This window comes from Rhizobium sp. C4 (genome assembly GCF_021026315.1).
GTDB lineage: Bacteria > Pseudomonadota > Alphaproteobacteria > Rhizobiales > Rhizobiaceae > Ensifer_A.
The window spans coordinates 384,855-408,822 of sequence record NZ_JAJNCX010000003.1; the positions used below are offsets into that span (position 1 = coordinate 384,855).

Here is a 23,968-nt window from a genome sequence, read left to right on the forward strand (position 1 = left end):
CACTCATGCCCGTTTCATGCCTGTTGGGTCCCCGGTCAAGCAATCCACTGCCTATAGTCCATCGTGTTCTGCGTTGAAAGCGGCAAGACGATGACGCCCAACACTCGTCTTAATAATAATTCATTTCACCCCTGTGGCAAAGGTACGAACTCTTCCTCGTCACCCGGCACGATGTCGAAACGACCCGTTTTCCACTCTTCCTTGGCCTGTTCTATGCTCTCCTTGGAAGAGGAGACGAAGTTCCACCAGATGTAGCGATGCGAATTGAGCGCATCGCCGCCGAAGAACATCACATGCGCGCCGAGCGGCCCGGCTTCGAACAGGATGGCATCGCGCGGGCTCAAGACCAGCAGCTGGTCGGCCTCGAACGTCGTTCCCGCGACCGTCACCGTGCCGGAAAGAACATAGGCCGCGCGCTCCTCCCACTTGGGCGCGAGCGAAAAGCGCGCGCCGGGCTCAAGCTTGATGTCGAGATAAAGCGTCCCCGTCGGCACCTTCACCGGCGACTTCATGCCTTCATAGGCACCGATCACCAGCCGGCCCTGCAGCCCGGCCGCGGAAAATTCCGGCATCACGGCGGCTTCGGTATGCGCAAAGCTCGGATCGGTTTCCTCCAGCTGGTCCGGCAATGCCAGCCACGTCTGCAGGCCGGAGATTGATTGCGGATGGCCGCGCAGCTTTTCCGGCGAGCGCTCGGAATGCACGATGCCACGCCCGGCGGTCATCAGGTTGATGTCGCCCGGCTGGATGACCATGTCATTGCCCAGGCTGTCCTTGTGCGTGATCTGCCCGTCGAAGAGATAGGTGACGGTCGAAAGCCCGATATGCGGGTGAGGGCGCACATCGAGAGCCGCATCCGCCTTCAGGATCGCCGGCCCCATCCGGTCGAAGAAGATGAAAGGCCCGACGAGCCGGCGTTTGGCCGAAGGCAGGGCGCGCCGCACTTCCAGCCCGCCGATATCGCTGGTGCGCGGCACGATCAGCAGTTCGACTGCGTCGCAGGCGCTGGCGTCGCCGGGTTCGGGATCCTGGCCGGGAAAGAAGGACATCACGCTTTCCTTTCATCAAATTTCTGGCTGCTAAACTACTCACTCCGGCGGCAAGCGCAATTGCCCGGAAACAATTCGGTAAGCATCCCGTAATTTTCCCCGGATCGGGCGGGCAACCTTCCGCTGAATTTTGCGCTTGCGCTGTCTCACCCACTTGCGAAAGCGCAAGATAATTTATATATGCTACCTTATTATAAGTAAGCTTATCTTTTCAGGCGATACGATGCCAACGGAAGACCGGACAATCGGAGTGGTGCTGCACGAGGTTGCGCGATTGATGCGCAAGCGATTCGAGCAGCGTGCCCGTCATGTCGGTCTGACGCGCTCGCAATGGCAGACGCTGGCGCTGCTGTCGCGCAACGAGGGCGTCAACCAGAAGGCGCTTGCCGAGATGCAGGAGGTCGAGCCGATCACGCTCATGCGGCTGATCGACAAGCTCTCCGAGCACGGCCTTGTCGAACGCCGCAAACACGAGACCGACCGGCGGATCTGGCTGCTCTACATGACGGAGCGGGCGCGCAGCCTGCTCGGTGAGATGCGCGGCATGGCAACCGAAACCGGTGCTGAAGCTATGGATGGCATTTCCGAAACGGACCAGCGACGGATGCTGGAAATGCTGGAAACCATGAAATCAAACCTGAGCAAAGGCTGCCGGCCGGCAGCGGAAGTCGAGAAGAAAAATGTCTGAGCCAGTGAAGATCCGCCAGGGTGAAGATGCAGGCGCCGCCAAGATGGAGCGCCAGGCCAACACGTCCGAAGCCACCGGCAGCGCCGCACCCGCTGCAATCCCCGCAGCCAAGTCGAAGCGCTCGCGCGTGCGCGGCCTTCTCTTTGCCGCACTCCCCATCGCCCTCGTCGTCGGCGGCTACTATTATGTCACCGGCGGCCAGCTGGTCACGGTCGACAATGCCTATGTGCAGGCCCGGATCGCCGGTGTCTCGACCGATGTCGGCGGTACGATCAAGTCGATCGAGGTTCATGACAACGAGAAGGTGACGGCCGGCCAGGTGCTCTACAAGCTCGACCCGGCCAGCTACCAGATCGCGCTGGACGGCGCGAAGGCCAAGGTCGATGCCGCGCGCAACGATCTGCTGACGCTGAAGGCAACCTACGCCCAGGATCAGGCGCAGATCGTCCAGGCCCAGGCTGACCTTCCCTTCTTTGAAGACGCCTATGCCCGCGCCCAGAAGCTGGTCTCCTCCGCCACCGCCTCCAAGGCGACGCTGGATCAGGCCAGCCACGATCTGGAATCGGCCAAGCAGAAGGTCGATGTCGCCAAGGCCGAAGCCGCTGCAACACTTGCCAAGCTGAACGGCAATGTCGACCTGCCGCTGGAGCAGTTCCCCGAATACATGCAGGCGCAGGCCGCCGTCGAAGACGCGCAGCGCCAGCTCGACCACACGACCGTCAAGGCGCCCTTTGATGGCGTCGCCACCAATGTGAATGCCATCCAGATCGGCAGCTATCTGCAGCCGGCGCAGACGGCCTTCTCGCTCGTCTCGACGAAGGACATGTGGATCGAAGCCAATCCGAAGGAAACCGAGCTGACCTATGTGAAGCCCGGCCAGCCGGTGACGATCTCGATCGACGCCTATCCGGGCGTGACCTGGAAGGGCGAGGTCGCCAGCGTCAGCCCGGCTTCCGCCTCCAGCTTCTCGCTCCTGCCGGCCCAGAATTCTTCCGGCAACTGGGTGAAGGTCGTGCAGCGCATTCCCATGCGTGTCGCCGTCAAGGCTGAAGACGGCAAGCCGCAGCTGCGCGCCGGCATGAGCACCGAGGTCGACATCGACACGAACCATGCGCGCGGCCTGCCGCAATTCGTCGAAGACCTCCTGGGACGCAGCACGGCCTACGCCCATGAGTAACGCCGCTGCCATATCGGCGCCGTTTACGCCGGTTGCCAATCGCGGTGCCATCGCCGCCTGCGTGATCCTCGCGGTTATCATGCAGGCGCTGGACACGACGATTGCCAACGTCGCGCTGCCCTATATCCAGGGCAGCGTGTCGGCCAGCGCCGACCAGATCAACTGGGTTCTCACCTCCTATATCGTCGCCGCCGCCATCATGACGCCGCCGTCGGGATTTCTGGCCGCCAAGTTTGGCCGCAAGCGTATCCTGTCGATCGGCATCGTCGGCTTCGTCGTCTCCTCGATCCTGTGCGGTCTGGCCCAGTCGATCACCCAGATCGTCGCCTTCCGTCTCATGCAGGGCTTTTTCGGTGCAGCCCTCGTGCCGCTCTCGCAAAGCATCCTGCTCGACATCTATTCGGCTGAAGAGCGCGGCCGTGCCATGGCCATGTTCGGCGTGTCCGTCATGGTCGGGCCGATCCTCGGCCCCGTCATCGGCGGCTGGCTGACGGAACACCTCAGCTGGCGCTGGGTCTTCTACATCAACGTCCCGATCGGCATTCTCGCCGTCATGGGCATCGCCACCTTTGTCAAGGAAACCGAGATCAACGCGAAGGCCAAGCTCGACTGGTTCGGCTTCGGCATGCTGTCGCTGGCCATCGGCGCGCTTCAGCTCATGCTCGACCGCGGCTCGCAGCTCGACTGGTTCTCGTCAGGGGAAATCATCGTCGAGACGATCATGGCCGCCGGCGCCTTCTATCTGCTCGTCGTGCACACGCTGACCTCGGAACAGTCCTTCGTCAATCCGCGCCTCTTCCTCGACCGGAACTTCGCGGTGAGCATGCTGTTCATCTTCGTCGTCGGCGTGGTGCTGCTCGCGTCGCTCGCGCTGCTGACGCCCTATCTGCAAACGCTGATGGGCTATCCGGTCATCACGGCGGGTCTCGTCATGGGGCCGCGCGGTATCGGTACCATGCTCTGCATGATGTTCGTCGGCCGCGCCATCGGCAAGATCGATACGCGCATCCTGCTTTTTGCCGGGCTCGCCGTGACCGCCTTCGCCATGTATGTCATGACCGGCTGGACACCCGATATCTCGCAATGGGAAATCATCTGGGTTGGCTTCATCCAGGGCGCGGGTCTCGGCCTCCTCTTCGTGCCGCTGACCACGATCGCCTTTGCAACGCTGCCGGCGCATATGCGCGGCGACGGGACCGGTCTCTATAACCTGTCGCGCAATATCGGATCGAGCGTGGGCATCGCGGTGGTGTCGGCGCTGCTGACCTCGAACATCCAGGTCAATCACGCCGAAATCGGCGCGGCGCTGACCCCGTTCAACCAGTCGCTTCAGGCGCTCGCCCATGCGGGGCTGAACCCGAACACGCCGGCCGGGCTTTCAGCGCTCGACGGTCTCGTCACCCTGCAATCGACGATCATCGCCTATGCCGATGACTTCAAGCTGCTGATGCTGATGTCGATTGCCGTGATGCCGCTGCTGCTTCTGCTGCAGCCGCCGAAACGCTCCGCCTCCGAGGCGGATCGCGAAGAGGCGATGGAAGTGGTGATGGAATAAGGCCTGACAAGGCTCACGGCGGACGGGCTTACTGCCCGTCCAGCGGCTCCGTGCCCTGCGGCTTGCCGGCACGGTCGAGACGGATTTTCTCGATGCGCGCTTCAGCCGCCGAAAGCAGCGTCTCGCAATGTTTCTTCAGCGCTTCGCCGCGCTCGTAAATGGCGATCGACTGGTCGAGCGCCACGTCGCCGCGCTCCAGACGCGAGACTATGCTTTCAAGCTCGGCCACGGCCTGTTCGAACGAAAGGCCCTTGATGTCGGCCGGTTTTGCGGTGTCCGTCATGGTCATCCTTTCATGAGCCTGTAGATATGCGCGCCGGCCGATTCGGCCAGTCCCTGAAGGTCATAGCCGCCTTCAAGCAGGCTGACGAGACGGTTTCCCGCAAAGTCCCCCGCCATATCCATGAGTTTCCCCGTCGCCCAGTCGAAATCGTCGGCCACGAGATTGATCTGCGCCAGCGGATCGCGGTGATGCGCATCGAACCCGGCCGAGATGATGATCAGGTCCGGTGAGAAATTGCGGATCGCCGGCAGCACGCGATCCTTGAAGGCCTCGCGGAAATGGTCCGACCCGGTATTGGCCGAAAGCGGCGCATTGACGATATTGCCGACGCCCACTTCATCCTTCTTGCCCGTGCCCGGATAAAGCGGCATCTGATGCGTCGAGCAGTAAAGCACTGAACGGTCGGCCTCGAAGATATCCTGCGTGCCGTTGCCGTGATGCACGTCCCAGTCGATGATCGCGATGCGCTCCAGCCCGTGCTTCTGCTGCGCATGGCGCGCGGCAATCGCGGCATTGTTGAAAAAGCAGAAGCCCATGGCGCGCATGCGCTCGGCATGGTGGCCGGGCGGGCGCGAGGCGACGAAGGCATTGTCATGGCTGCCGGAGATCACATCGTCCACCGCGGCCATCGCCCCGCCAACGGCGGTAAAGGCGGCCTTCAGGCTCTTCACGCCGGCATAGGTGTCGTTCTCGATCTGGTTTAACTCGCCGTCTTCCTCCGGCATGGCGCGCATGACGGCAAAGAGATGCTCTTCCGGATGCGCCAGCAGAACCGCATCCTCATTGGCAATCGGCGCTTCCTTGCGGTCGAGCGGCTCGAAATTCGGATGGCTCAGCGCCTCGTTCAGCGCCCGCAGCCGATCCGGCCGCTCCGGATGGCCTTCCGGAACCTCATGCTCCAGAAAGATCGAATGCTCGTAAAGCCGTGTTGTCATGGCGCGAAACCTGTCTGGGTGGGAGGGGTCTTCTCCTCTCCCCTTGTGGGAGAGGATAGCCTGCCCCAAGAGGCGTAGCCGATTGGTTTGGCAGGCTTGGTGAGGGGTGAATGGCCACAGTGCCAAAAACTGACCCCTCACCGGCGATTTCTAACACTTAGCTAAAGCTAAGATGTTGAAATCGCGTCCTCTCCCACAAGGGGAGAGGACCAATCCTCTCTGGCCTTCTCAAGCCCGCGACGGCAGCATTGGATAGCCCGCCAGCACCGCACGCGCGGCCAGCGTCGCAATGCCTGCCTTGATCAGGTCGCCGGGGACAAAGGTGAGGTTGAGATACAGCGCCTTGGCAAGCGGCATGCCGGTCGAGAAGCAGAGCCAGGCAATGCCGAAGGCGTAGTCGACGAAAATCCCGCCGACGATCGCGGCGAGGAAGAAGCCGGCAAACTGGCGGACTTCCGGCTGGCCCTCGCGTACCATGCGTTCGGCGAGCAGGCCCGTGACATAGGCGGCAAAGACAAAGCCGACCGCATAGCCCCCCGTGGGGCCGGTGAAGACGTTGAGCCCGCCGCGTCCGCCGGAAAGAACCGGCAAACCGATGGCAACAAGCACCAGCAGCAGCAGAGCTGCGGCAGCGCCGCGCTTTGCGCCGAGCACGCAGCCGGCCAGCATGACGCCCATGGACTGCGCCGTGATTGGCACCGGAATGAAGGCCAGCGTAATCGGCGGCAGGAAGCCGAGCGCAACGATGATGGCGGCAAACAGCGCCACAAGCACGATATCCTTGGTGGTCATGATTTTCTCTCCGTTGTGGGGCGCGGCTCCGGGGAGCTAGCGTCCTCTTATTCCCCTTGCGTCGATGGCGTCCGCAATCGCGTCCGCATCCTTCAACGCCAGAATGATCAATGGCCCGATGGCCCGCACCGGACGAAACGCGATGCCGCGTGCCGCATGCGCCTGTTTCAGCCCTTCATAGTGGGCGAAGATATCCGGCAGGAAGCGAAGCACAAGCCCCAAAGCGAGACTGACATCGGCCGCGCGAACAATCCCCAGCCTTTCAGCCGGCTGCAGCGCCCAGGTGATCGTCTCCATGAAATCGGCAATCCGCGTCGTTGCCGTCACCGCCGCCGCCAGAAACACGACCGCCAGCAGCCTGAGCGTCGAGACGGCCGCCTCCTGCGGCGAGAGAAGCCAGATGTTGATGAGCCCGAGCACGGCAATCGTGAACAGCACCGGCTTCAGCCGGTAAAGCGCCTCGCGAAACGTCATCGGCAGGCTGAAATAGATCGCCCCGGTGATGGCCATGGCCACCGCCTGCACCGCCATCCGCTCGGTGAGATAAAGCGCCAGCCCGAGAACGAGGATCAGCGCCAGCTTCGCGCCCGGCCGCTGGCGATGCAGAAACGTGTCGCCCTCGACATAGAGGCTCGTCAGCATCCCGCGATCTCCCGGTAATACGCAATCGCAGCCGCCGGCAGACCGTCGAAGACGATGCGGCCTTCATGGAACACCAGAACCCGGTCGAAATCCTCGATCAGCGGCAGGTCATGGCTGATGACGATGGCGTTTTCGGAAAGCGCATGGATCGCATCCACGACGCGCCGGCGGTTCCTCAGGTCGAGCTGGTTCACCGGCTCGTCAAAGATCAAAATATCCGGCCCCGTGGCCGACACGCTGGCAATCGCCGCCAGCTGCAATTCGCCGCCCGAAAGCTCATGCACCCGGCGCGGCCCCAAAGCCTCGATGCCGAAGCGGGCAAGCGCGGCTAAAGCCCGCGCCTCGGCCTCCGCCGGTTTCAGCCCGTGCGCCTTCAGCCCGAAGACGATATCTTCCATGACCTGCGGCATGATGAGCTGCTGCGCCGGGTTCTGGAAGATGAAGCCGGCAACGGTCAGCACCGCCTTGGCATCCTTGACCGTATCAAGCCCGTTGACCGTCACGGTCCCGGAGGTCGGCTTGACCAGCCCGTCGATCAGCTTGGCAAATGTCGTCTTGCCCGAGCCGTTCAGCCCGATAATGCCGATGCGGCGTTCCGACAATGTCAGCGAGAAGGGGTGAAGCGCGACATGCGTCTTGAATTTCACCGAACAATCGGAAAAACGGATGTCCAACGCGCTACAGTCTCCATGACAAGCTGAAGCGTCTATAGCCAAGGATGGATCGTTTGCAAACAGAACCATGTTGCAATGCCGCACAAGAACCGGTGACGATCCGCCTGCGCGGCCACCATTTCCTCTGTCTCCTGACCTACAAGGGCCTCGGCTACACGCCCGCCTTCGTCGAAAACATGACCGCCGTCGCGATGCGCATCAACGCCGGCGCCAAGGTCATCCTCCACGCCGGCCCCGACGACATCTGCGGTGCCCTGACCCCTGCCGACCGCGCCGCCTGCAACCACGATTGCGCCAAGCCGGAGACCGCAGCACTGGATGAGATGGCAGAGAAGGCGACCGCCGCCGTGCTGGGTCATGGGCTGGACGAAGCCTTCGCGCTCGACGCGGAGAAGGTCGCCCAGCTACGCGCCGCCTTCCTCACCGGCGAAAGCCGCGCCGCCTGTGGCCTTTGCCGCTGGCGGGCGGTGTGCGATGAGATTGCGCAAAGCGGCTATGCGCACACGCTGCTCAAGGGCGCTCACGCCGCCTGAGTTCCGCCTGCGCCAAGGGCGCGATCCTTCAGCTCGCGGAATTTGGTCGATGCAGACGCCAGCCGCGCGTCCCATTCCGGGTTCGGCCTCTGGCCTTCGATCACTTTGAAATAGACCTGCATCAGCGCCGTGATCGCAAAGGGCTCCAGCACAGCCGCCTTGAAAGCCCAGGCGAAGATGATGGCGAGCACGATGCCCCAGCCGGACAGCGCGCCGGGAAACAGATAGGCAATCGCCCCCGCCGGCGCCAGCATGACGACGAAGACCGCGATCGCCAGCACCCAGAGGAAGACCGAGAGCCAGACGGCGTTCTTCACCATCGTCTTGCCGTTCTGTGCATAGAGCACGAGGCCCTGCCGCGACGTTTCCCAGGGGTTCTGGCTGTCGATGCGCATATTGTAGCCCAGGATGATCTCGTCGACATAGGTCAGCGACAGGCGGATGACCGTGTTGATGAAACGCGCAATCCCTTCGAGCCCCGGGATGGGGATGAGCCACGCCACCCCGCCGATGATCCCGGTCAGCGCCCGGATCACGCCCTTGATCAGCTGGTCGAGCACGAAGAGCACGTTCATCTCTGCAAAACGCGCCTTCACCGTGTCGGTCGCATGCGCAATCTGGCTCTTGCCCTCAGGCATCGGCTTGCCGTCCAGCATCTCAACGATCACCGCGATATGCCCGGCCTTGATCGTGTAGAGAATATATTCCCGCACCCAGTAGACGCCCGCCGAGACGATCCCGAAGCCGATGATCCCGCCCCAGACCGAATAGCCCGTCGGGTCGGCGCTGATATGCCCGATCCCGTAGCCCAGCCCCGCGCCACCGCCGGTGCCGACGATATAGGCCAGCGTAATGCCGAAATAGACCGCCATGCGCAAAAGAATGAACGGCATCGTCCGCGCCATGATGCCAACCGTCCTGCCAATATCAAAATCCCACATCGCCCCGCCCTCCGGAATGGATGGATCATAATCGGTTTTGCCTATGACGGGCAGGGGGTGGGTTTTGTTCGGGGGAGCTTTGATTGCATGGGAAGATGGGGTCGATCGTTCGCCACAGCGGCAATTCTGAGCCGCATTGGATTGGCGTGGCTACATCTAAAGGTAGAGCGAGCCATTGATGAGGACATTCTGCCGTGATACTCATCAAGAAACAACGCGCGGGTCGATGGATGTCGTTTTCAAGCTCTGTAAAAAAGCAGCTTATGGTCGATTCTGCTCGAAGATGCTGTGTGTGTCACCGTTACAAGGGTGTTGGTGTTGAAGTGCACCATATAATCCCAAGAGCAGACGGTGGTGAAGACAGCTACGATAACGGTATTGTACTGTGTTTCGATTGTCACTGTGCAGCCGGCCACTACAATACAAATCACCCTCGTGGGACTAAATTTAGTCCAGATGAATTAAGAGGGCACAAAGAAAGATGGTTTCTTCACGTTCGTAATCACCCAGATCAGGTGTCTGCACAAGATCCTGATCACAAATTGATTTGTCGCTACTATTTAACTGCTGATCGTGAAACTGCTGCAAAAGCTCTTGATCTCGATTCTAGCTCACCGTTGAAGTCCTCGTTGTGGTTGAATACACCGAAACTCAAGAAACAGTTTTATAGCTTCTGCAGCCTCTATGGGCATGCTGTTCAGGACTCAGAGACAGATGGATACGGAGATGAATGGTATGAATCTCGGAAAACATTAATCGAAGCAAATCCAGAGTTTCGCGGTAGGCAGTATGCTCCTGTAAGTCAGCGTATGTTCGATGCGGCAAAGCTGAAAGATCCATTTGCGAACCAACTAATCCGACACGGGGCAGCGATTGAAGAAGTCGCTAGTATGAGCTATTTTTCAGAAGCATGTGGTGGATCGGGTTGGGGAATCGATTTTCACACGAGACGACCTTATTTCGTGTTTGCCCAAATCCTGAATCTGGATCCTAAGCCAGTACAAATAACCTCATTGAACAATCAGCCGTTCTCAATGAACCCGCTATGCGGGAGTGATATTTTTGACACTTCAGAACTTAGAGATTTGTTTGCTGTTAACAATATAATTTTAGAAAAAGAGATGAGCCTAAGCCTGTTCTTAGGCGTGATTGCGGGGCCTATTGACTATAATCCAACGTCATATCAATTTGAGGTTGGGCCAGCATTCAACGAAATCTACAATGGCGATACAGTTACCCGGATTATAATGAATTCGACGGGCGTAGATGCCGATTTCTCTACGTGTTCTCAGCTTTATATACCTAAAAGCATCAGCTACAAAAAGGAGAATGAAGATTACGAAGCTGCATTCGAAGAACTAAGGCCGGACACTCTTTTCTTAATCTCTAGGGAATGGATGTGTGGTTCTTGTCCGCATTTGTTTGGTGTAAATAAGAATTCAGGTGCGATGGAGTTTATTAAGACGCTGTTTGATAAATCAAATGGTAAAATTGTTGCTGAGGACTTAGATTGTTTCGATCTTTCAAGTATAATAATAGCAGAGTTTGACAATGAAATATCGAAATTGATCTCTATAAAAATAGACGGGTCGGAAATCCACAGAGAAATAAAACTCGAGTACGGTGACGCTATACAGATCGATGTTTCAGATGCTCGGAATTTGGTGATCGAAGGCTTCTATACGGCCCCAATCATTCGACCCGAAAACTCCGAACAAAGACGGCAAAAAGCCAGCAAATTTCGCGCATATGAGAGAGAGTTGAAGAGCGGCCTGATAAGCCCCGACACTGTATCGACGCAATTGGAACGCTTTCGAGGTCACAGTTCTTAGGTTTATGTAGTACGTAGTGACTCAGAAAAGATGTGGCCTGCACATTCAGAGCGTGCTAAGGGCCGCGTTAAAATAGCTAAACTATTGAAGACAAACGGCTCTTGGCCTGAAATGGTTCGAAGGCTTTCGCTGGGAGGCAATAGCTCTTTTTTGTGATTACTCATCCGGAGCCCGAGATCTCGAAGTGGGTCGCGACCTTGCCGCTCGATTGAATGTGTCTTGAACAAAGCATGAACATATGCCTTAATGCCTCATGCCCACACCCATCCCCAACCTCACCGCCCGCCGCATCTTCCTCGCCCGCCAGGGCCTTTCCGCCCATCCCGGCCGCGCGCTCGATCGAGAAGGGCTCTACAACCTCATCCACGATCTCGGCTTCGTGCAGGTGGACAGCATTGCAACGGTCGTGCGCGCCCATGAGCAGATCGTCTTTTCGCGCAACCAGACCTTCGATCGCGAGCATTTGCGCAAGCTGATCGAGGAGGACCGGCGGCTGTTTGAGCATTGGACGCATGATGCCTCGATCCTGCCGGTCGAATTCTTTCCCTATTGGAAGCATCGTTTCGCCCGCAAGGAGCTGTCCATGCGCGAGCGCTGGGCGAAATGGCATGGGCAGGGCTTTGACAGCGCCTTCGAGGAGACCATGGCGCGTATCCGCGATGGCGGCGAATTGCTGGCGCGTGAGGTGAAGGCGGAGGATCACAAGTCCGGCGGCTGGTGGGAATGGCATCCTTCCAAGACCGCGCTGGAATTCTACTGGCACACCGGCAAGCTTGCGATTTCGCGGCGCGAGAATTTCCAGAAGGTCTATGACCTCGCAGAGCGCGTAATCCCCGCCCACGCGCTTGAGGCCGAAGTGAGCCACGAGGCCTTTGTCGACTGGGCCTGCCGCGCGGCGCTGACAAGGCTGGGCTTCGCCACCCATGGCGAGATCGCTGCCTTCTTTGCGCTCGTCTCGCCGGAGGAGGCGAAGGCCTGGGTGACGGCGCATCGCGACGAACTGGAGCCGGTGGAGATAGCCCCCATCGACGGCGGCAAACCCCGCGCCGCCTTCGCCTTCCGGGGCCTCTCGGCCAACCCGGACGACTGGCCCGAGCCGCCTTCGCGGGTGCGGGTGCTCAGCCCCTTCGATCCGCTCCTGCGCGACCGCGACCGCGCCGAGCGCCTCTTCGGCTTCCGCTACCGCATCGAAATCTTCGTGCCCGAGCCGAAGCGCGAATATGGCTACTATGTCTTCCCGCTCCTGGAAGGCGACCGCATGATTGGCCGCATCGACATGAAGGCCGACCGGAAGGTGGGCCGGCTCAATGTCCGCAAGCTCTGGTGGGAGAGGGGTGTCCGCCCGTCCGCCGGCCGCATGGACAAGCTGATGGCTGAACTGAACCGCGTCGCCGGCTTTGCCGGAGTCGAGGAGGTCGTGCTTGGCGATGGCTGGATGGCGTCTTCCTGAACCGGTGAACGCTGCATCGACCATTTGCGCGGCTTTTCGGGTGGTTCGCATGTTGCATTGCGCATAAACTTGTTCCTACATAACACTTGTATGAACAAGCCGCTCGCAGCGTCCCTGCGCGACCGGCTGCATTGCGAGCTTTCCCATGTCCCGCCCTGTCATCGGCATTATTGGCAATAGATACTCGATTGAAGACCGTTTCCCGGTCCAGGTCGTCGGCGACCGCAACATGGCGGCGGTGACGGATGTGATGGGCGGGTTGCCGCTGATGTTTGCGGCGCACCCGGCGATCACCGATATCGAGGCGCTGCTGGAGGTCGTGGATGGTGTGCTGCTCACCGGCGCGCGGGCCAATGTCCATCCGCGCCACTTCGGCATGGAGCCGAACCCTAGGCATGAGCCCTATGACGAGGAGCGCGACAGCATTGCGCTGCCGCTGATCGACGCCTGCGTGGCGCGCGGCGTGCCCGTATTCGGCATTTGCCGGGGCTTCCAGGAAATGGCGGTCGCGGGCGGCGCGACGCTGCATCCGGAAATCCGCGAGCTTCCCGGACGCATCAATCACCGCATGCCGCGGCTGGAAACGGGCGAGGTGCACCCCGACCCCGAAGTGGTTTTCGCCGACCGTCATGGCGTCGATCTCACGCCCGGCGGCATCTTTGCCGGCATGTTTGGCAGTGACAAGATCCGCGTGAATTCGCTGCACGGGCAGGGCATTCTCGATCTTGGCGACAGGATCGTCGTCGAGGGCGTTGCCGATGACGGAACGATTGAAGCGATCCGCATGCGCGAGGCCAAGGATTTTGCGCTCGGCGTGCAGTGGCATGCCGAATACGACCCGCAGACCAATCCGATCAATCGCGCTCTCTTCGAGAGCTTCGGCGAGGCAGCGCGCGCCTATCGCGCCGCTCGTCTCGGCGGCGGCGTGACTGAGCGGGTCAAGGGCGTCGCAGCGCGCTGAGGCTGGTTCTCGCTTTCGCAAGTCGTTGCCGCAAAACCTTGCCAGGCTTTCGCTCGACATGCCTCACACCGCCTCGCCCGCCAGATGCCGGGCGGCGAGCGAGAAAAGCTCGGCCTGCGAGGAAATAGTCAGCGTCGCATAGGCATGCCGCCGATGCACCTTCACCGTGCCTTCCGAAATGCCCGTCGCCTGCGCAATGGCCAACGATCTGCATGGCGCTCCATGCGGGCTGGGGAGAAGGCGAGGGGTTAACCTCTCGCCTTAACGCACTTTCCCGGTCTGCCCGCGATCGCGCAGGAAGTGGTCTGCAATGGTGCAGGCGACCATGGCCTCGCCGATCGGCACGGCGCGGATGCCGACGCAGGGGTCGTGGCGACCCTTGGTGCGGACGGAGACATTGTTGCCGTCCTTGTCGATCGAAAGACGCTCGGTCAGGATCGAGGAGGTCGGCTTCACGGCAAAGCGCGCGATCACCGGCTGGCCGGTCGAAATGCCGCCCAGAACGCCACCGGCGTGGTTGGACAGGAAGATCGGCATGCCGTCATTGCCCATGCGCATCTCGTCGGCGTTTTCCTCGCCGGTGATTTCGGCGGCGCCAAAGCCGTTGCCGATCTCGACGCCCTTCACGGCATTGATCGACATGAGGTTCGAGGCAATGTCCTGGTCAAGCTTGGCATAGATCGGCGCGCCAAGACCGGCCGGCACGCCCTCCGCCACCACTTCGATGACGGCGCCGACGGAAGAGCCCGCCTTGCGGATGCCGTCGAGATACTCTTCCCAAACGGGCACGATGGCCGCATCCGGCGCAAAGAACGGGTTCTGGTCGACCTGATCCCAGTCCCAGTTCTCGCGGTTGATCTTGATCTTGCCGATCTGCACGAGGGCCGCGCGCACGATGACGCCCGGCACGACCTTGCGGGCCAGCGCACCGGCAGCAACGCGGGCTGCCGTCTCGCGGGCAGACGAACGCCCGCCGCCGCGATAGTCGCGGATGCCGTATTTCACGTCATAGGCATAGTCGGCATGGCCGGGGCGGTAGCGCGTTGCGATCTCGCCATAGTCCTTGGAGCGCTGGTCGGTGTTCTCGATCAGCATGGAAACGGGCGTTCCCGTCGTCACCAGCGTCTCGCCATCGTCTTCAGGCAGTACGCCGGAGAGAACCTTCACAAGGTCCTCCTCGCGCCGCTGCGTGACGAAACGCGACTGGCCGGGCTTGCGCTTGTCCATGAACGCCTGGATTTCAGCCAGCGTGAAGCGAATGCCGGGCGGGCAGCCGTCGATCACGCAGCCGAGGGCCGGTCCGTGGCTTTCGCCCCAGGTCGTGACCCGGAAAAGATGTCCGAACGTATTGTGCGACATGAAAAGCCCACCAAGTCTCTCTTGTAATGTGGGCCTCTCTTAAAGCGCCCGCCTCGAAAAGAAAAGCGGCAACGCAGGTCAGATCGCGCTGGCGAGGAACGGCATCTCGCGGACCTTCGTCCAGGGGGCCCTTGCCACGAAGTCCACTATATCCGCCGCCGGCAGCGGCTTTGCAAATGCATAGCCCTGGAGCACCGAACAGCCCAGTTCCTGCAGGCGGATTGCATGTGTCATGCTTTCGACACCCTCGGCGACCGTCTCGATGTCGAGCGACGTCCCGATATCGATGATGGAGCGAACGAGGGAGAACTCGCGTGACGAGGTAAGCATCGGCTGCACCAGCTGGCGGTCGATCTTCAGTCGTTTCGGCTCGAGTTTCAGCAAGCTGACGATCGAGGTGTGGCCGGTGCCGAAATCGTCGATCTCGATATCGATGCCAAGGCTCTTCAGGCGACGGATATTGCGGGTGATGACGTCGTCGTCGTCGTCGAGATAGATGGATTCCACCAGTTCGAAGGCGATCTGCCCGGGCGAGATGGCCAGATCCTTCAGCGACTTGACCAGCTGGTCGTCGCGCAGCCGGCGGGCGGAGACATTCACCGAGATCTTCGGCACGATGAAGCCCTTCGCGGCCCAGGCGAGGCGGTCGGTCATCGCCTGTTCCAGCACCTGGCTGTCGATGGTCGCCAGCGCGTTGATCTCCTCGGCGTTCTTGAGGAAATGATCGGGCGTCAGCAGGCCGCGTTCCGGATGGTTCCAGCGCACCAGCGCTTCCATGCCGGTCAGGGCGTGGGTCTTGGCGCAGAATTGCGGCTGATACCAGGCCACGAATTCCCGGTTCTCAAGTCCGCGCAGGATCTGGTCGGCCAGCGTCTTGTTGCGCCTGATCTCGGCCTGCAGGTTGGACGTGAAGAATTCGAAGCGGTTTCGCCCATGCGCCTTGGCCCGATAGAGCGCGATATCGGCGTTGACCAGAAGCTGCTTCACCGAGCTGCGCCGGGTCTGTTCGCGCGCAATGCCGATCGAAACGCCAAAGCGGCATTCCTGGCCCTGATAGTCGAGCGGGATGTTCATCCGGTCGATGATCCGGCCGGCAAGGGTGGCGATATCCTTGTTCGTGGCGTTGTTCTGCACCAGCACCACGAATTCGTCGCCGCCGATACGGGCAACGAGATCATTCTTGCGCGTGTTTTTGCGCAGCACGTTCGCCGCATGAACCAGCATGGCGTCGCCGGCGGCGTGGCCCAGCGTGTCGTTGATCTGCTTGAAGCGGTCGAGGTCGATGTGCAGCAGGGTTACCCGCTTCTGCGGATCCTGTGGCTCGTCCGCAAGCCGCTCCAGCGCTTCGTCGAGCGCCCGCCTGTTGTGCAGGCCGGTCAACGGGTCGTGTGTGGCATTATGCTGCAGCATGGCATGCATGGCCTCAAGCTCGGCGCGCTTGGCCTCGGCATCGTTCTTTGCCGCCAGAAGAGCCTCGTTCTTCTGATGCGGCTCCGTGACGTCCAGCGCGATGCCGATGAATTTCAGCTTTCCGTCGGCAGCCCGGTGCGTCTGTCCCATGGCCTGCAGATGGCGAATGCTGCCATCGCTGGTGATGATGCGATACCCGCACGAATAGTGGGATCCGTGCTCGATTGCCTCGTGCACGGACGCTTCCACCCTCTCCCGATCCTCGGGATGGAGGCGTCGGAGGAAGCTTTCGTCGTCGTTCCGTCCATCGACATAGGGGACCTCGAAATACTCGTGCATCCGCCGATCCCAGACGGCGATGCCGCTTTCGATGTCGGCTTCCCAGATGCCGTAACCCGATGCCTCGATGGCCAGCTGGAAGCGCTGCGTCAGCTCCTGCAGGTCGGCTTCGCGACCCGAAAGCCGGGCAAGCGCAGCCTCAAGCTCGCGGTTTTTCGCTTCCGCTTCGCGCCGGGCGGCGTCAAGGGCCCGTTGCAATTCGATGTCGTCCGTGGCGTCGACGGCAAGGCCGATGAACCTGCGCTGTTCACCGGGCGGGGTGTGCACGATGCCCATCACCCGCAGGTGCCGGACCGTGTCAGGCGTCGGCATGATTCTGTAGGTCGCGGAATAGTGCCCGCCGCGCGCGGCAGCCTCCAGGCGTCCAGCAAGCGCGCGTTCCCGGTCCTCCGGATGAACGCGTGAAAGCCACCTTTCCCGGTTGGTCTTCCCGTCGGTAACCGGAAAATTGTAAAGCTCGTGCATCCGCGCGTCCCAGTAATGGGTCTGCGTGTCGAGATTGCTTTCCCAGATCCCGCATCCGTAGGCTTTCATCGCGAGATTGAGACGTTCGGAGACGAGGCGCAGATCGCGCTCGTTGGCTGAAAGCTGCAAGAGGGCGCGTTCGAGCTCGACATTCTTGCGCTCGCTTTCCTGCTTTGCGAGCCGAAGCTCTTCGTTCAGGGCGGCGTCCTCGGTGATGTCGAGTGCGATGCCGTAGAGACGTTTGTCGCCCCCTTGGTTATTCAGCTGGGCGACATATTGCAGGATACGGACGGCCCCGTCGGGACGAATGATCCTCACGGTCAGCGAAAGATTGCCCTGTTGCGAAGCCACCCGCTCCATGCCTTCGACGGTGCGCTTCATGTCATCGGGGTGGATAAGGGACTGCCAGTTCTCCCTCGTGACCCAGTCGGGCCGGCCGTGCACTCCATGCAGATCCTGCATGCGCTCGTCCCAGTAGACTTCGCCCGACGCGATGGCAGCTTCCCATACGCCGCACTGGTAGCTGCCGAGCGCGAGATCAAGGCGCTTGGTCAGGCGCTGGAGCAGGATTTCGCGGCGGGCGAGCGCCGCCTGGCTTTGCTCGTTCAGCCTCCGCAGCCTGAGGCTTCGGAAGAAGGGCAGGAGGACGATGATCCCGATGGCCAGAAGCACGCCCCGGGATGTCCAGGTCAGCGCTGTCGAGCGTCCCCAGCCGTCGACCGGCACGGCGGCGAGGTTCCAGGTGTCGGACAGGACGTTCAGCGACATCCGGACGGGATGTCTGTGGAATACGCTTCGGACATCCTCCTCGCTGAAGAACGGCGCCAGTGCGTCATCGGTCTGCCCGGCGACCTTCAGCGCGACGCGGTAGCGCTCATCGGGCTGCAGGATGCCGGTCTTGAGGAAAAGTTTTTCCGGATCGATATAAGCCGTGATCGATCCCCAATGGACGATCGTGTCGACGTGGTTGGAGAAGACCGGGATCGAAAGCCTGAGGGCGTAGCCGGCGGGCTCCATGTGGACGACGGGGCCGAGGCTTGCAGCTTCGAGACTGCGCGAGGAGCTCAGGAGGTAATCATTCCGCGGTCTGGGCAGGGATCGGGGATCCGGCTTTATCGGCGCGTATCCGTCCCGTCCGACCTCGAGCGCAACGCCCGTCAGGCTCTTTGCGCAGATATACATGATGTCCGGATTGTCGCGCATCACCGATTGCGCCACGGCAGCGAAATCATCCATGCCGATATCCGGCATCTCCGAGATGCTCTTGCGGATTGCAACCACCGAGGCCAGCTCGAACTGGATGCGTTGGGCGAGCGTCTCCTGCTTCAGCGCGAGCGTGGAGGCTGCCTTCAGGCGCAACTGGTCGGCATGCGTTTCCTCATAATTTCGGTCGAGGAAATAGGCGGCCACCGAGAGCGACAGCGCGGCAACGAATATCTGGGCATAGGCAAGCCAACCGCCATGATGCCCCTCTTTTGCTATCGAACGCAACGCCGCCGCGGTCCTGTTTGAAAACATCTTGAGAGGGAATAGTGTGTGACAAGTCGATTATTACGGTCTGTTTATTAAGAAGGCCTTGCATTGATAGGTTGTGCGAGGCTGTCTTGTCGGGTCCGCCGGCGCGCCGCGTATAAATTCCGCCACAATCGCGAAGCACTAAACACTCAGGTTGGCGATCTTGATGCCTGAAATCCGGGGATAACTCCCGCCTGCGATGCGGGTCCCCGATAGATAAGGCCGATTGCGCACTGTAAGACTTCTTCGCCCGGCCTCGCTCACAAACCCGGAAAGAGCCCTTGATGAAAAAGACCGTCATAGCCATGTCTCTCGCCCTGCTCGTCATGCCGACGCTGGCACTGGCCGATAGCGATGACACATCGGGCGAGATCACTGCCATCGACAAGGACAAGGGCTCGATCACGCTGAGCGACGGCAAGACCTACATGACCCCGTCGGAGTTCAACTTCGATGGTCTGAAGCCGGGCGTGAAGGTCGTGATCTATTATTCGACGAATGACGGCAAGCGCGTCATCGACGATCTCCAGACCGAATAATCAGAAGATTAGCTCAGGCCGCGATCCAGGTGAGAACGCCGGCCCGCAGGCTTAGAATGCTGTCCTGGCGTATATCGGTTTCCGAGGCCTCGATGGCCCCGGTTGCGGAGCAGAGCTTGATGACGGAGCGCATGACGCCGCCATGGGTCACGCAGACGGTCGGTCCCTTCACCGATTCCAGCCATCCCGACACGCGCCACGAGAGGATCTCGTAGCTTTCGGCCCTTTCGCCGGGCGGCACGAAATTCCACTTGTCGGCTTCCCGGCGATGCATCGCCTCGGGAAAGAGTGTCTTCAGTTCGGCCAGCGTCCGGCCTTCCCAGTCGCCGAAGCACAGTTCGACCAGCGCCTCATTCGTGGCATAGGCCGAAGGCTCGATGCCCATGGCCGTGCGCACGAGTTCCATCGTCTGGCGGGTGCGGGTCATCGGGCTTGAAACGAAGGCGAAGTCGGCGACGCGATCGCCGATCAGCGACTGCAGGAGCGCGCCGTTGCGGCTCGCCTGGCCACGACCGATCGCGTTGAGCGGAATGTCATGCTGGCCCTGGAACCGGCCCTCGGCGTTCCAGTCCGTCTGTCCGTGGCGGATCAGGTAGATCGGAACGTCGGGGATCATGGGCACCGGTCTCAGTCCTTGACCACCGAGATGTCCGGCGCGTCGACCGACTTCATGCCGATCGAATGGTAGCCGGAATCGCAGTGATGGATTTCACCGGTGACACCGGTCGAAAGATCGGAGAGGAGGTAGAGGCCCGAGCGGCCGACCTCGTCGAGCGAGACGTTGCGCTTGAGCGGCGCGTTGTATTCGTTCCACTTGAGAATGTAGCGGAAGTCGCCGATGCCCGAGGCGGCAAGCGTCTTGATCGGGCCGGCCGAGATCGCGTTGACGCGGATGCCGCGACCGCCGAGATCGACCGCCATGTAGCGCACGCTCGCCTCAAGCGCTGCCTTAGCAACGCCCATGACGTTATAGTTCGGCATGACCTTTTCGGCGCCGTAATAGGTCAGCGTCACCATCGAGCCGCCGTCGTTCATGATCCGGTCGGCGCGCTGCGCCACGGCGGTGAACGAGTAGACCGAAATGTCCATCGACTTCAGGAAGTTGTCGCGGGTCGTGTCGACATAGCGGCCGGTCAGCTCTTCCTTGTCGGAATAGGCGATGGCATGCACGAGGAAGTCGATCTTGCCCCAGTGCTTTTCGATGGCCTCGAAGACCGCATCGATGGAGGCCATGTCCGTCACGTCGCAGTCGCCGGCCATGAAGGCGCCGATCTCGGCGGCCAGCGGCTCGACGCGCTTCTTCAGCGCATCGCCCTGCCAGGTGAGGGCGATCTCGGCGCCGGCGTCGGCGCAGGCCTTGGCGATGCCCCAGGCGATCGAACGATTGTTGGCCACGCCCATGATGACGCCGCGCTTGCCCTGCATCAAGCCGCCTGTTTGGACCATGGAATGCTCTCCGTCTGAATGATTTGGAGCCCTATGGCACAGAGGGACTGAAGGTTCAAGAAGTCGAATGGTAAGGAAATAAGAGCAATCGTAAGATTCTGTGCTCTTTCAACATGCTGTCACAAAAACAGGCCTTCGCGCAGGCTGCGCATGAGGTCCTTGACCTTGTCGTCCGGGTGATCCCACAGCATGACGCGGATTTCGGCATAGAGGTCGCCACGCTCGCCCTCGCGTCCGGGCAGGCCGCGTCCGCGGATCCGCAACGTCCGATCCGAGCCCGACCACTCCGGCACCGTGACGCGGATCGGTCCGTCGGGTGCGTCGACAATGGTTTCGCAGCCGAGAACCGCATTCTCGATATCCACCGGCAGGTTCGTGTAGAGGTCGAGCCCGTCGGCACGAAAGACGGGATGCGGCGCGATGCGGAAGGTGACAACGACGTCGCCCCGTTTGAGGCCGGAGAGGCGGTGGCCCTGCGCGGCGATCCGCACCTGCTTCCCGTCGGTCACGCCCTCGGGCAGCGCCACGCGCAGTGTCCTGCCGTCCGGCAGTTGCGCCAGTGCCTTCGCCTTCTGGAAGATGTCCTCGATCGAAATCAGTGCGTCGACGATCAGATCCGGTGCCTTGTCCGGCGCGGTCTGCTGGCCCGCCATCTTCCGCCAAAGGCTCGAAAAGATGTCGCCTTCGCCGCCATCCGCGGCTCTCGCCTGGCTTTCGGCACTGCGCGCGCTTCCGGTCTGCTCGCGGCGGCGTGCCTCTTCCGCCATCCGGCGTTCCTGGTCGAAGCGCTGGCGCTTGTCCGGGTCCTTCAGCAACTGATAGGCTTGGCCGACTTCCGCGAAACGCACATGCGCGTTCGGGTCGCTCTGGTTCTGGTCGGGATGCAGCGCCTTGGCAAGCGTCCGCCACGCGGCCTTGATCTCGTCAAGGCTCGCCGTCGGCTTCACGCCCAGCACGCTGTAGGGATCACGCATCCGATAGCCATCCAACCACGTATCGACAGGGAGCGATGCCCGTCGCTTTTCATCGGGAGACAGATGGTGACGCCACGTCCTGGCGCAGCGATCATGTCGCATTCATCGCGCCGGCACGGAACTCTCACATGAATCCCAGGACGGGCAAGATAGATGGCAGGCCTTACGTTGGGCTTGCGCGAGGCGAGGGGAGGTCAGTCCTGCTTGGCGAAGCTGACAATCTTCCATTCGCCCGACGAGGTCAGGCAGGTGGTGCCCCGATATTTCGAGATGCCGCGGAAGCTGTGGCTGGTCGTCGTGAAGTCGCGGCACGTCACTTCGCCAGCCTGCGTCTGGGTGATGCCGGTGACGACGCCGGCGCTGCCGGTATCCGTGTTCGCCCACGGCAGGGGATCGCCCTTGAGGCGGCCGAGATCGGCAGAACTGACGGCATTGCGGATGGTCGTCTCGTCGGAATCGACCGGCTTGCGCTGCGCGGCCGGCGTCGACTGCGTCGTCAGGCCGGCATCGACATTGTCGGAAAGGCCGAAGCCCGTTCCCATGCAACCAGCCGCCGGCAGGCAAATCAATGCCACCGTGACAAGTTTCAGGACTCCGCAGGCAGAGCGGCTATTCTTTTCCCATGCCTGCTTTGTTATTGGTTGCACGACTAGATATCCCGACGCGAAAAAACGAGGACTGCGACAAGAATGACCGCAAATGGGTTAATAACAAGTGACTTCACCGAAGAAAGTGAACCATTCACACTTTTCGCCCAGTGGCTGGCTGACGCTACGGCAAGCGAGCCGAACGATCCCAACGCGCTCGCACTGGCCACGGTGGATGACGAAGGCCTGCCGAATGTGCGCATGGTTTTGCTCAAGGGTTTCGACCAGGACGGCTTCGTCTTCTACACGAACTACGAGAGCCAGAAGGGTAGGGAACTTCTGGGCGCGCGTAAGGCGGCCATGTGTTTTCACTGGAAGAGCCTGCGCCGTCAGGTGCGTGTCCGCGGCGATATCGAGACGGTGACTGACGCCGAAGCGGACGAGTATTATGCCTCCCGCGCCCGCGGCAGCCGCATCGGCGCCTGGGCCTCGAAACAGTCGCGTCCGCTGGAAAGCCGCTTCGCGCTGGAGAAGGCAGTCGCTGAATATACTGCGAAATTCGGCCTCGGCGACATCCCGCGTCCGGCGCACTGGTCGGGCTTCCGCCTCAAGCCGAGCTCCATCGAGTTCTGGCACGACCGCAAGTTCCGCCTGCACGACCGCGTCGAGTTCAAGCGGATCGACGGCGGCTGGGACAAGGTTCGGATGTATCCCTGACCTTGGGGGTGAGTGCTCTCGGCGATCAGTTGAGAAGCTTGAACGGTATGCCCGAGGCGAGGGCCCGCACGTAGCGGGCCTTCTGGTAGAGCCCGTTCAGCGACACGCGCGGCAGGCCGCCCATATGGGCAAGCGCCCGCGCGGTCAGCGTGCCGGGCGCCGTCGTAACGGCGAGATCGAAGCCGCATTCGAGCGCCAGATCCCTGTCCCGTTTCGACACAGCCTCGGCAAAGCCGTAGGGGTAGGAAAAGATGCGGTTGCGGCGGCCGGTGATGCCGGTCACGTAGATCGCCGAGGCGGTCATTTCATCGATTGCGGCTTCGCGGTTGAGGAAGGACATCGCCCGGTGGGAGATCGTGTGGGCGCCCAGATGGGCAAGCGGCTGCGTCGTGAGCGCCTGCAGTTCCTTCCGGTCCATCACGAGATCGCGCACGATGGCGTCGGCGCTGACGCCATAGGCGCGGGCGGTTTCGTTTAGCTGGGCGATGGCCTCGGCCTCGTTCGGGCCGATGATGCTGGCGCCAATGCGCTCATAGGCAGCCATCTTCTGGCTGGGTGTCGACGTCTCGACCAGTTCGAGGCCATTGCCGAAGTCGTAGTCGATCTCGCCCGTCGCGTTGACCAGCGCCTCCAGCGTCTCCCACCACAGCGTATGCGTCCGCTCGGTCAGGCCTCGGGTCACGAAGATCGTGTAGGGCACGTCGTGGCGCGCAAAGACCGGTGCCGCATGAACCGCATTGTCGCGATAGCCGTCATCGAGCGTGAAGATGGCGACCGGCCTGGACGGATCGCCGTTCTTCAGCCAGTCCGGCAGTTGCGAAAGCGCGATCGGCAGGTAGCCGTCTTCAAGAACGGCGTTGATGGCTTCGTCGAGAAACTGCGGCGTGATTTCGAGATGGCGGTTGGGCTCGCAGGCGCGCGGCGCATGCGGCCGGACATGATGAAGCGTGAAGATGACGCCGCGCCCGGCCATGCTGCGGCCAAGGCCGAGGCTGCTCAGCATGGCGGAGGCTTCCAGCCCGCCGGCAATTCCCAGTCGCTTGGCCTGTTGCCTGGCCAGCAGTTTCAGTCCGCCCGTCATCGATCGTCTCTCCAGAACGTGTCC

General features: G+C 61.3%; 24 protein-coding genes. 9 read left to right on the forward strand and 15 right to left on the reverse strand.

The genetic code is table 11. The features are described 5' to 3' along the window. Positions 1-125 precede the first annotated feature (125 nt). Positions 126-1,049 carry a pirin family protein gene (locus LQK84_RS08255; protein WP_230828210.1) on the reverse strand — a complete coding sequence of 308 codons (924 nt, stop codon included), beginning with the start codon at positions 1,047-1,049 and terminating at the stop codon, positions 126-128. 277 nt (positions 1,050-1,326) lie between these two features. On the opposite strand from LQK84_RS08255, the gene LQK84_RS08260 reads away from it, so the two are divergent. From LQK84_RS08260 to LQK84_RS08270, 3 genes are read left to right on the forward strand one after another with little or no spacing between them, the layout of a single operon-like run. Then, entirely contained in the window at positions 1,327-1,737 is a 411-nt protein-coding gene (locus tag LQK84_RS08260) for a MarR family winged helix-turn-helix transcriptional regulator (protein WP_230828211.1), read from the forward strand. After that, the gene (locus tag LQK84_RS08265; protein WP_230828212.1) at positions 1,730-2,914 is read left to right on the forward strand and encodes an HlyD family secretion protein; all 1,185 of its coding nucleotides are present in this window, start codon (positions 1,730-1,732) and stop codon (positions 2,912-2,914) included. Before LQK84_RS08260 ends, LQK84_RS08265 begins: the two co-directional genes overlap by 8 nt. Further along, positions 2,907-4,469, forward strand: coding sequence for a DHA2 family efflux MFS transporter permease subunit (locus LQK84_RS08270; protein WP_230828213.1), 1,563 nt, complete (start codon positions 2,907-2,909; stop codon positions 4,467-4,469). Before LQK84_RS08265 ends, LQK84_RS08270 begins: the two co-directional genes overlap by 8 nt. 28 nt (positions 4,470-4,497) lie before the next feature. Here the strand turns inward: LQK84_RS08270 and LQK84_RS08275 are convergent, their stop codons facing one another. The 5 genes from LQK84_RS08275 to LQK84_RS08295 form a co-directional block, all read right to left on the reverse strand. Next, a complete protein-coding gene (locus LQK84_RS08275) occupies positions 4,498-4,752 on the reverse strand; it encodes an exodeoxyribonuclease VII small subunit (protein ID WP_230828214.1) in 255 nt (84 codons plus the stop codon). A 2-nt stretch (positions 4,753-4,754) separates the two neighbouring features. Then, on the reverse strand, positions 4,755-5,687 hold the full coding sequence (locus LQK84_RS08280; RefSeq protein ID WP_230828215.1) for a histone deacetylase family protein: 933 nt from the start codon (positions 5,685-5,687) through the stop codon (positions 4,755-4,757). 228 nt (positions 5,688-5,915) lie between these two features. Beyond that, the gene (locus LQK84_RS08285) at positions 5,916-6,479 is read right to left on the reverse strand and encodes a biotin transporter BioY (protein ID WP_230828216.1); all 564 of its coding nucleotides are present in this window, start codon (positions 6,477-6,479) and stop codon (positions 5,916-5,918) included. A gap of 36 nt (positions 6,480-6,515) precedes the next feature. Then, positions 6,516-7,121, reverse strand: a complete 606-nt coding sequence (locus LQK84_RS08290; protein ID WP_230828217.1) for an energy-coupling factor transporter transmembrane component T family protein — start codon at positions 7,119-7,121, stop codon at positions 6,516-6,518. Next, on the reverse strand, positions 7,115-7,795 hold the full coding sequence (locus LQK84_RS08295) for an energy-coupling factor ABC transporter ATP-binding protein (protein WP_230828218.1): 681 nt from the start codon (positions 7,793-7,795) through the stop codon (positions 7,115-7,117). Before LQK84_RS08295 ends, LQK84_RS08290 begins: the two co-directional genes overlap by 7 nt. 92 nt (positions 7,796-7,887) lie before the next feature. Here LQK84_RS08295 and LQK84_RS08300 point away from each other — a divergent pair, with 92 nt between their 5' ends. Then, positions 7,888-8,328 carry a DUF1284 domain-containing protein gene (locus LQK84_RS08300; RefSeq protein WP_230828219.1) on the forward strand — a complete coding sequence of 147 codons (441 nt, stop codon included), beginning with the start codon at positions 7,888-7,890 and terminating at the stop codon, positions 8,326-8,328. On the opposite strand, the gene LQK84_RS08305 is transcribed toward LQK84_RS08300, so the two are convergent. After that, positions 8,316-9,269: a hypothetical protein gene (locus LQK84_RS08305; RefSeq protein WP_230828220.1), complete on the reverse strand. Its 954-nt coding sequence runs from the start codon at positions 9,267-9,269 to the stop codon at positions 8,316-8,318. The genes LQK84_RS08300 and LQK84_RS08305 overlap by 13 nt on opposite strands. Positions 9,270-9,463: 194 nt before the next feature. On the opposite strand from LQK84_RS08305, the gene LQK84_RS08310 reads away from it, so the two are divergent. From LQK84_RS08310 to LQK84_RS08320, 3 genes are all read left to right on the forward strand, one after another. After that, complete coding sequence (locus tag LQK84_RS08310) at positions 9,464-11,101, forward strand: HNH endonuclease (protein WP_230828221.1); 1,638 nt, start codon at positions 9,464-9,466, stop codon at positions 11,099-11,101. A 253-nt stretch (positions 11,102-11,354) separates the two neighbouring features. Beyond that, complete coding sequence (locus LQK84_RS08315) at positions 11,355-12,551, forward strand: winged helix-turn-helix domain-containing protein (RefSeq protein WP_230828222.1); 1,197 nt, start codon at positions 11,355-11,357, stop codon at positions 12,549-12,551. A gap of 145 nt (positions 12,552-12,696) precedes the next feature. Then, the gene (locus LQK84_RS08320; RefSeq protein WP_230828223.1) at positions 12,697-13,512 is read left to right on the forward strand and encodes a gamma-glutamyl-gamma-aminobutyrate hydrolase family protein; all 816 of its coding nucleotides are present in this window, start codon (positions 12,697-12,699) and stop codon (positions 13,510-13,512) included. A 63-nt stretch (positions 13,513-13,575) separates the two neighbouring features. Here the strand turns inward: LQK84_RS08320 and LQK84_RS08325 are convergent, their stop codons facing one another. The 3 genes from LQK84_RS08325 to LQK84_RS08335 all read right to left on the reverse strand — a co-directional run bounded on the left by LQK84_RS08325 (position 13,576) and on the right by LQK84_RS08335 (position 18,576). Continuing rightward, positions 13,576-13,716 carry a LuxR C-terminal-related transcriptional regulator gene (locus LQK84_RS08325; protein WP_442966922.1) on the reverse strand — a complete coding sequence of 47 codons (141 nt, stop codon included), beginning with the start codon at positions 13,714-13,716 and terminating at the stop codon, positions 13,576-13,578. Between the two features lie 57 nt (positions 13,717-13,773). Next, complete coding sequence (gene aroC / locus LQK84_RS08330) at positions 13,774-14,871, reverse strand: chorismate synthase (protein ID WP_230828224.1); 1,098 nt, start codon at positions 14,869-14,871, stop codon at positions 13,774-13,776. 78 nt (positions 14,872-14,949) lie between these two features. Further along, positions 14,950-18,576, reverse strand: coding sequence for a bifunctional diguanylate cyclase/phosphodiesterase (locus tag LQK84_RS08335; protein WP_230828225.1), 3,627 nt, complete (start codon positions 18,574-18,576; stop codon positions 14,950-14,952). A gap of 308 nt (positions 18,577-18,884) precedes the next feature. Here LQK84_RS08335 and LQK84_RS08340 point away from each other — a divergent pair, with 308 nt between their 5' ends. After that, entirely contained in the window at positions 18,885-19,139 is a 255-nt protein-coding gene (locus LQK84_RS08340; protein WP_230828226.1) for a DUF1344 domain-containing protein, read from the forward strand. A 13-nt stretch (positions 19,140-19,152) separates the two neighbouring features. Here the strand turns inward: LQK84_RS08340 and LQK84_RS08345 are convergent, their stop codons facing one another. The 4 genes from LQK84_RS08345 to LQK84_RS08360 all read right to left on the reverse strand — a co-directional run bounded on the left by LQK84_RS08345 (position 19,153) and on the right by LQK84_RS08360 (position 22,101). Continuing rightward, a complete protein-coding gene (locus LQK84_RS08345; protein WP_230828310.1) occupies positions 19,153-19,755 on the reverse strand; it encodes a histidine phosphatase family protein in 603 nt (200 codons plus the stop codon). An 11-nt stretch (positions 19,756-19,766) separates the two neighbouring features. Beyond that, positions 19,767-20,585, reverse strand: a complete 819-nt coding sequence (gene fabI / locus LQK84_RS08350) for an enoyl-ACP reductase FabI (RefSeq protein ID WP_230828227.1) — start codon at positions 20,583-20,585, stop codon at positions 19,767-19,769. Between the two features lie 119 nt (positions 20,586-20,704). Next, the gene (locus LQK84_RS08355) at positions 20,705-21,559 is read right to left on the reverse strand and encodes a DnaJ C-terminal domain-containing protein (protein ID WP_230828228.1); all 855 of its coding nucleotides are present in this window, start codon (positions 21,557-21,559) and stop codon (positions 20,705-20,707) included. 194 nt (positions 21,560-21,753) lie between these two features. Beyond that, entirely contained in the window at positions 21,754-22,101 is a 348-nt protein-coding gene (locus tag LQK84_RS08360) for an RT0821/Lpp0805 family surface protein (RefSeq protein ID WP_230828229.1), read from the reverse strand. Positions 22,102-22,248: 147 nt separating this feature from the next. Between LQK84_RS08360 and pdxH the strand changes: the two genes are divergently transcribed. After that, positions 22,249-22,863, forward strand: coding sequence for a pyridoxamine 5'-phosphate oxidase (pdxH, locus tag LQK84_RS08365; RefSeq protein ID WP_230828230.1), 615 nt, complete (start codon positions 22,249-22,251; stop codon positions 22,861-22,863). Between the two features lie 25 nt (positions 22,864-22,888). Here pdxH and LQK84_RS08370 read toward each other — a convergent pair whose 3' ends face one another. After that, complete coding sequence (locus LQK84_RS08370) at positions 22,889-23,944, reverse strand: polysaccharide deacetylase family protein (protein WP_230828231.1); 1,056 nt, start codon at positions 23,942-23,944, stop codon at positions 22,889-22,891. Positions 23,945-23,968 lie beyond the last annotated feature (24 nt).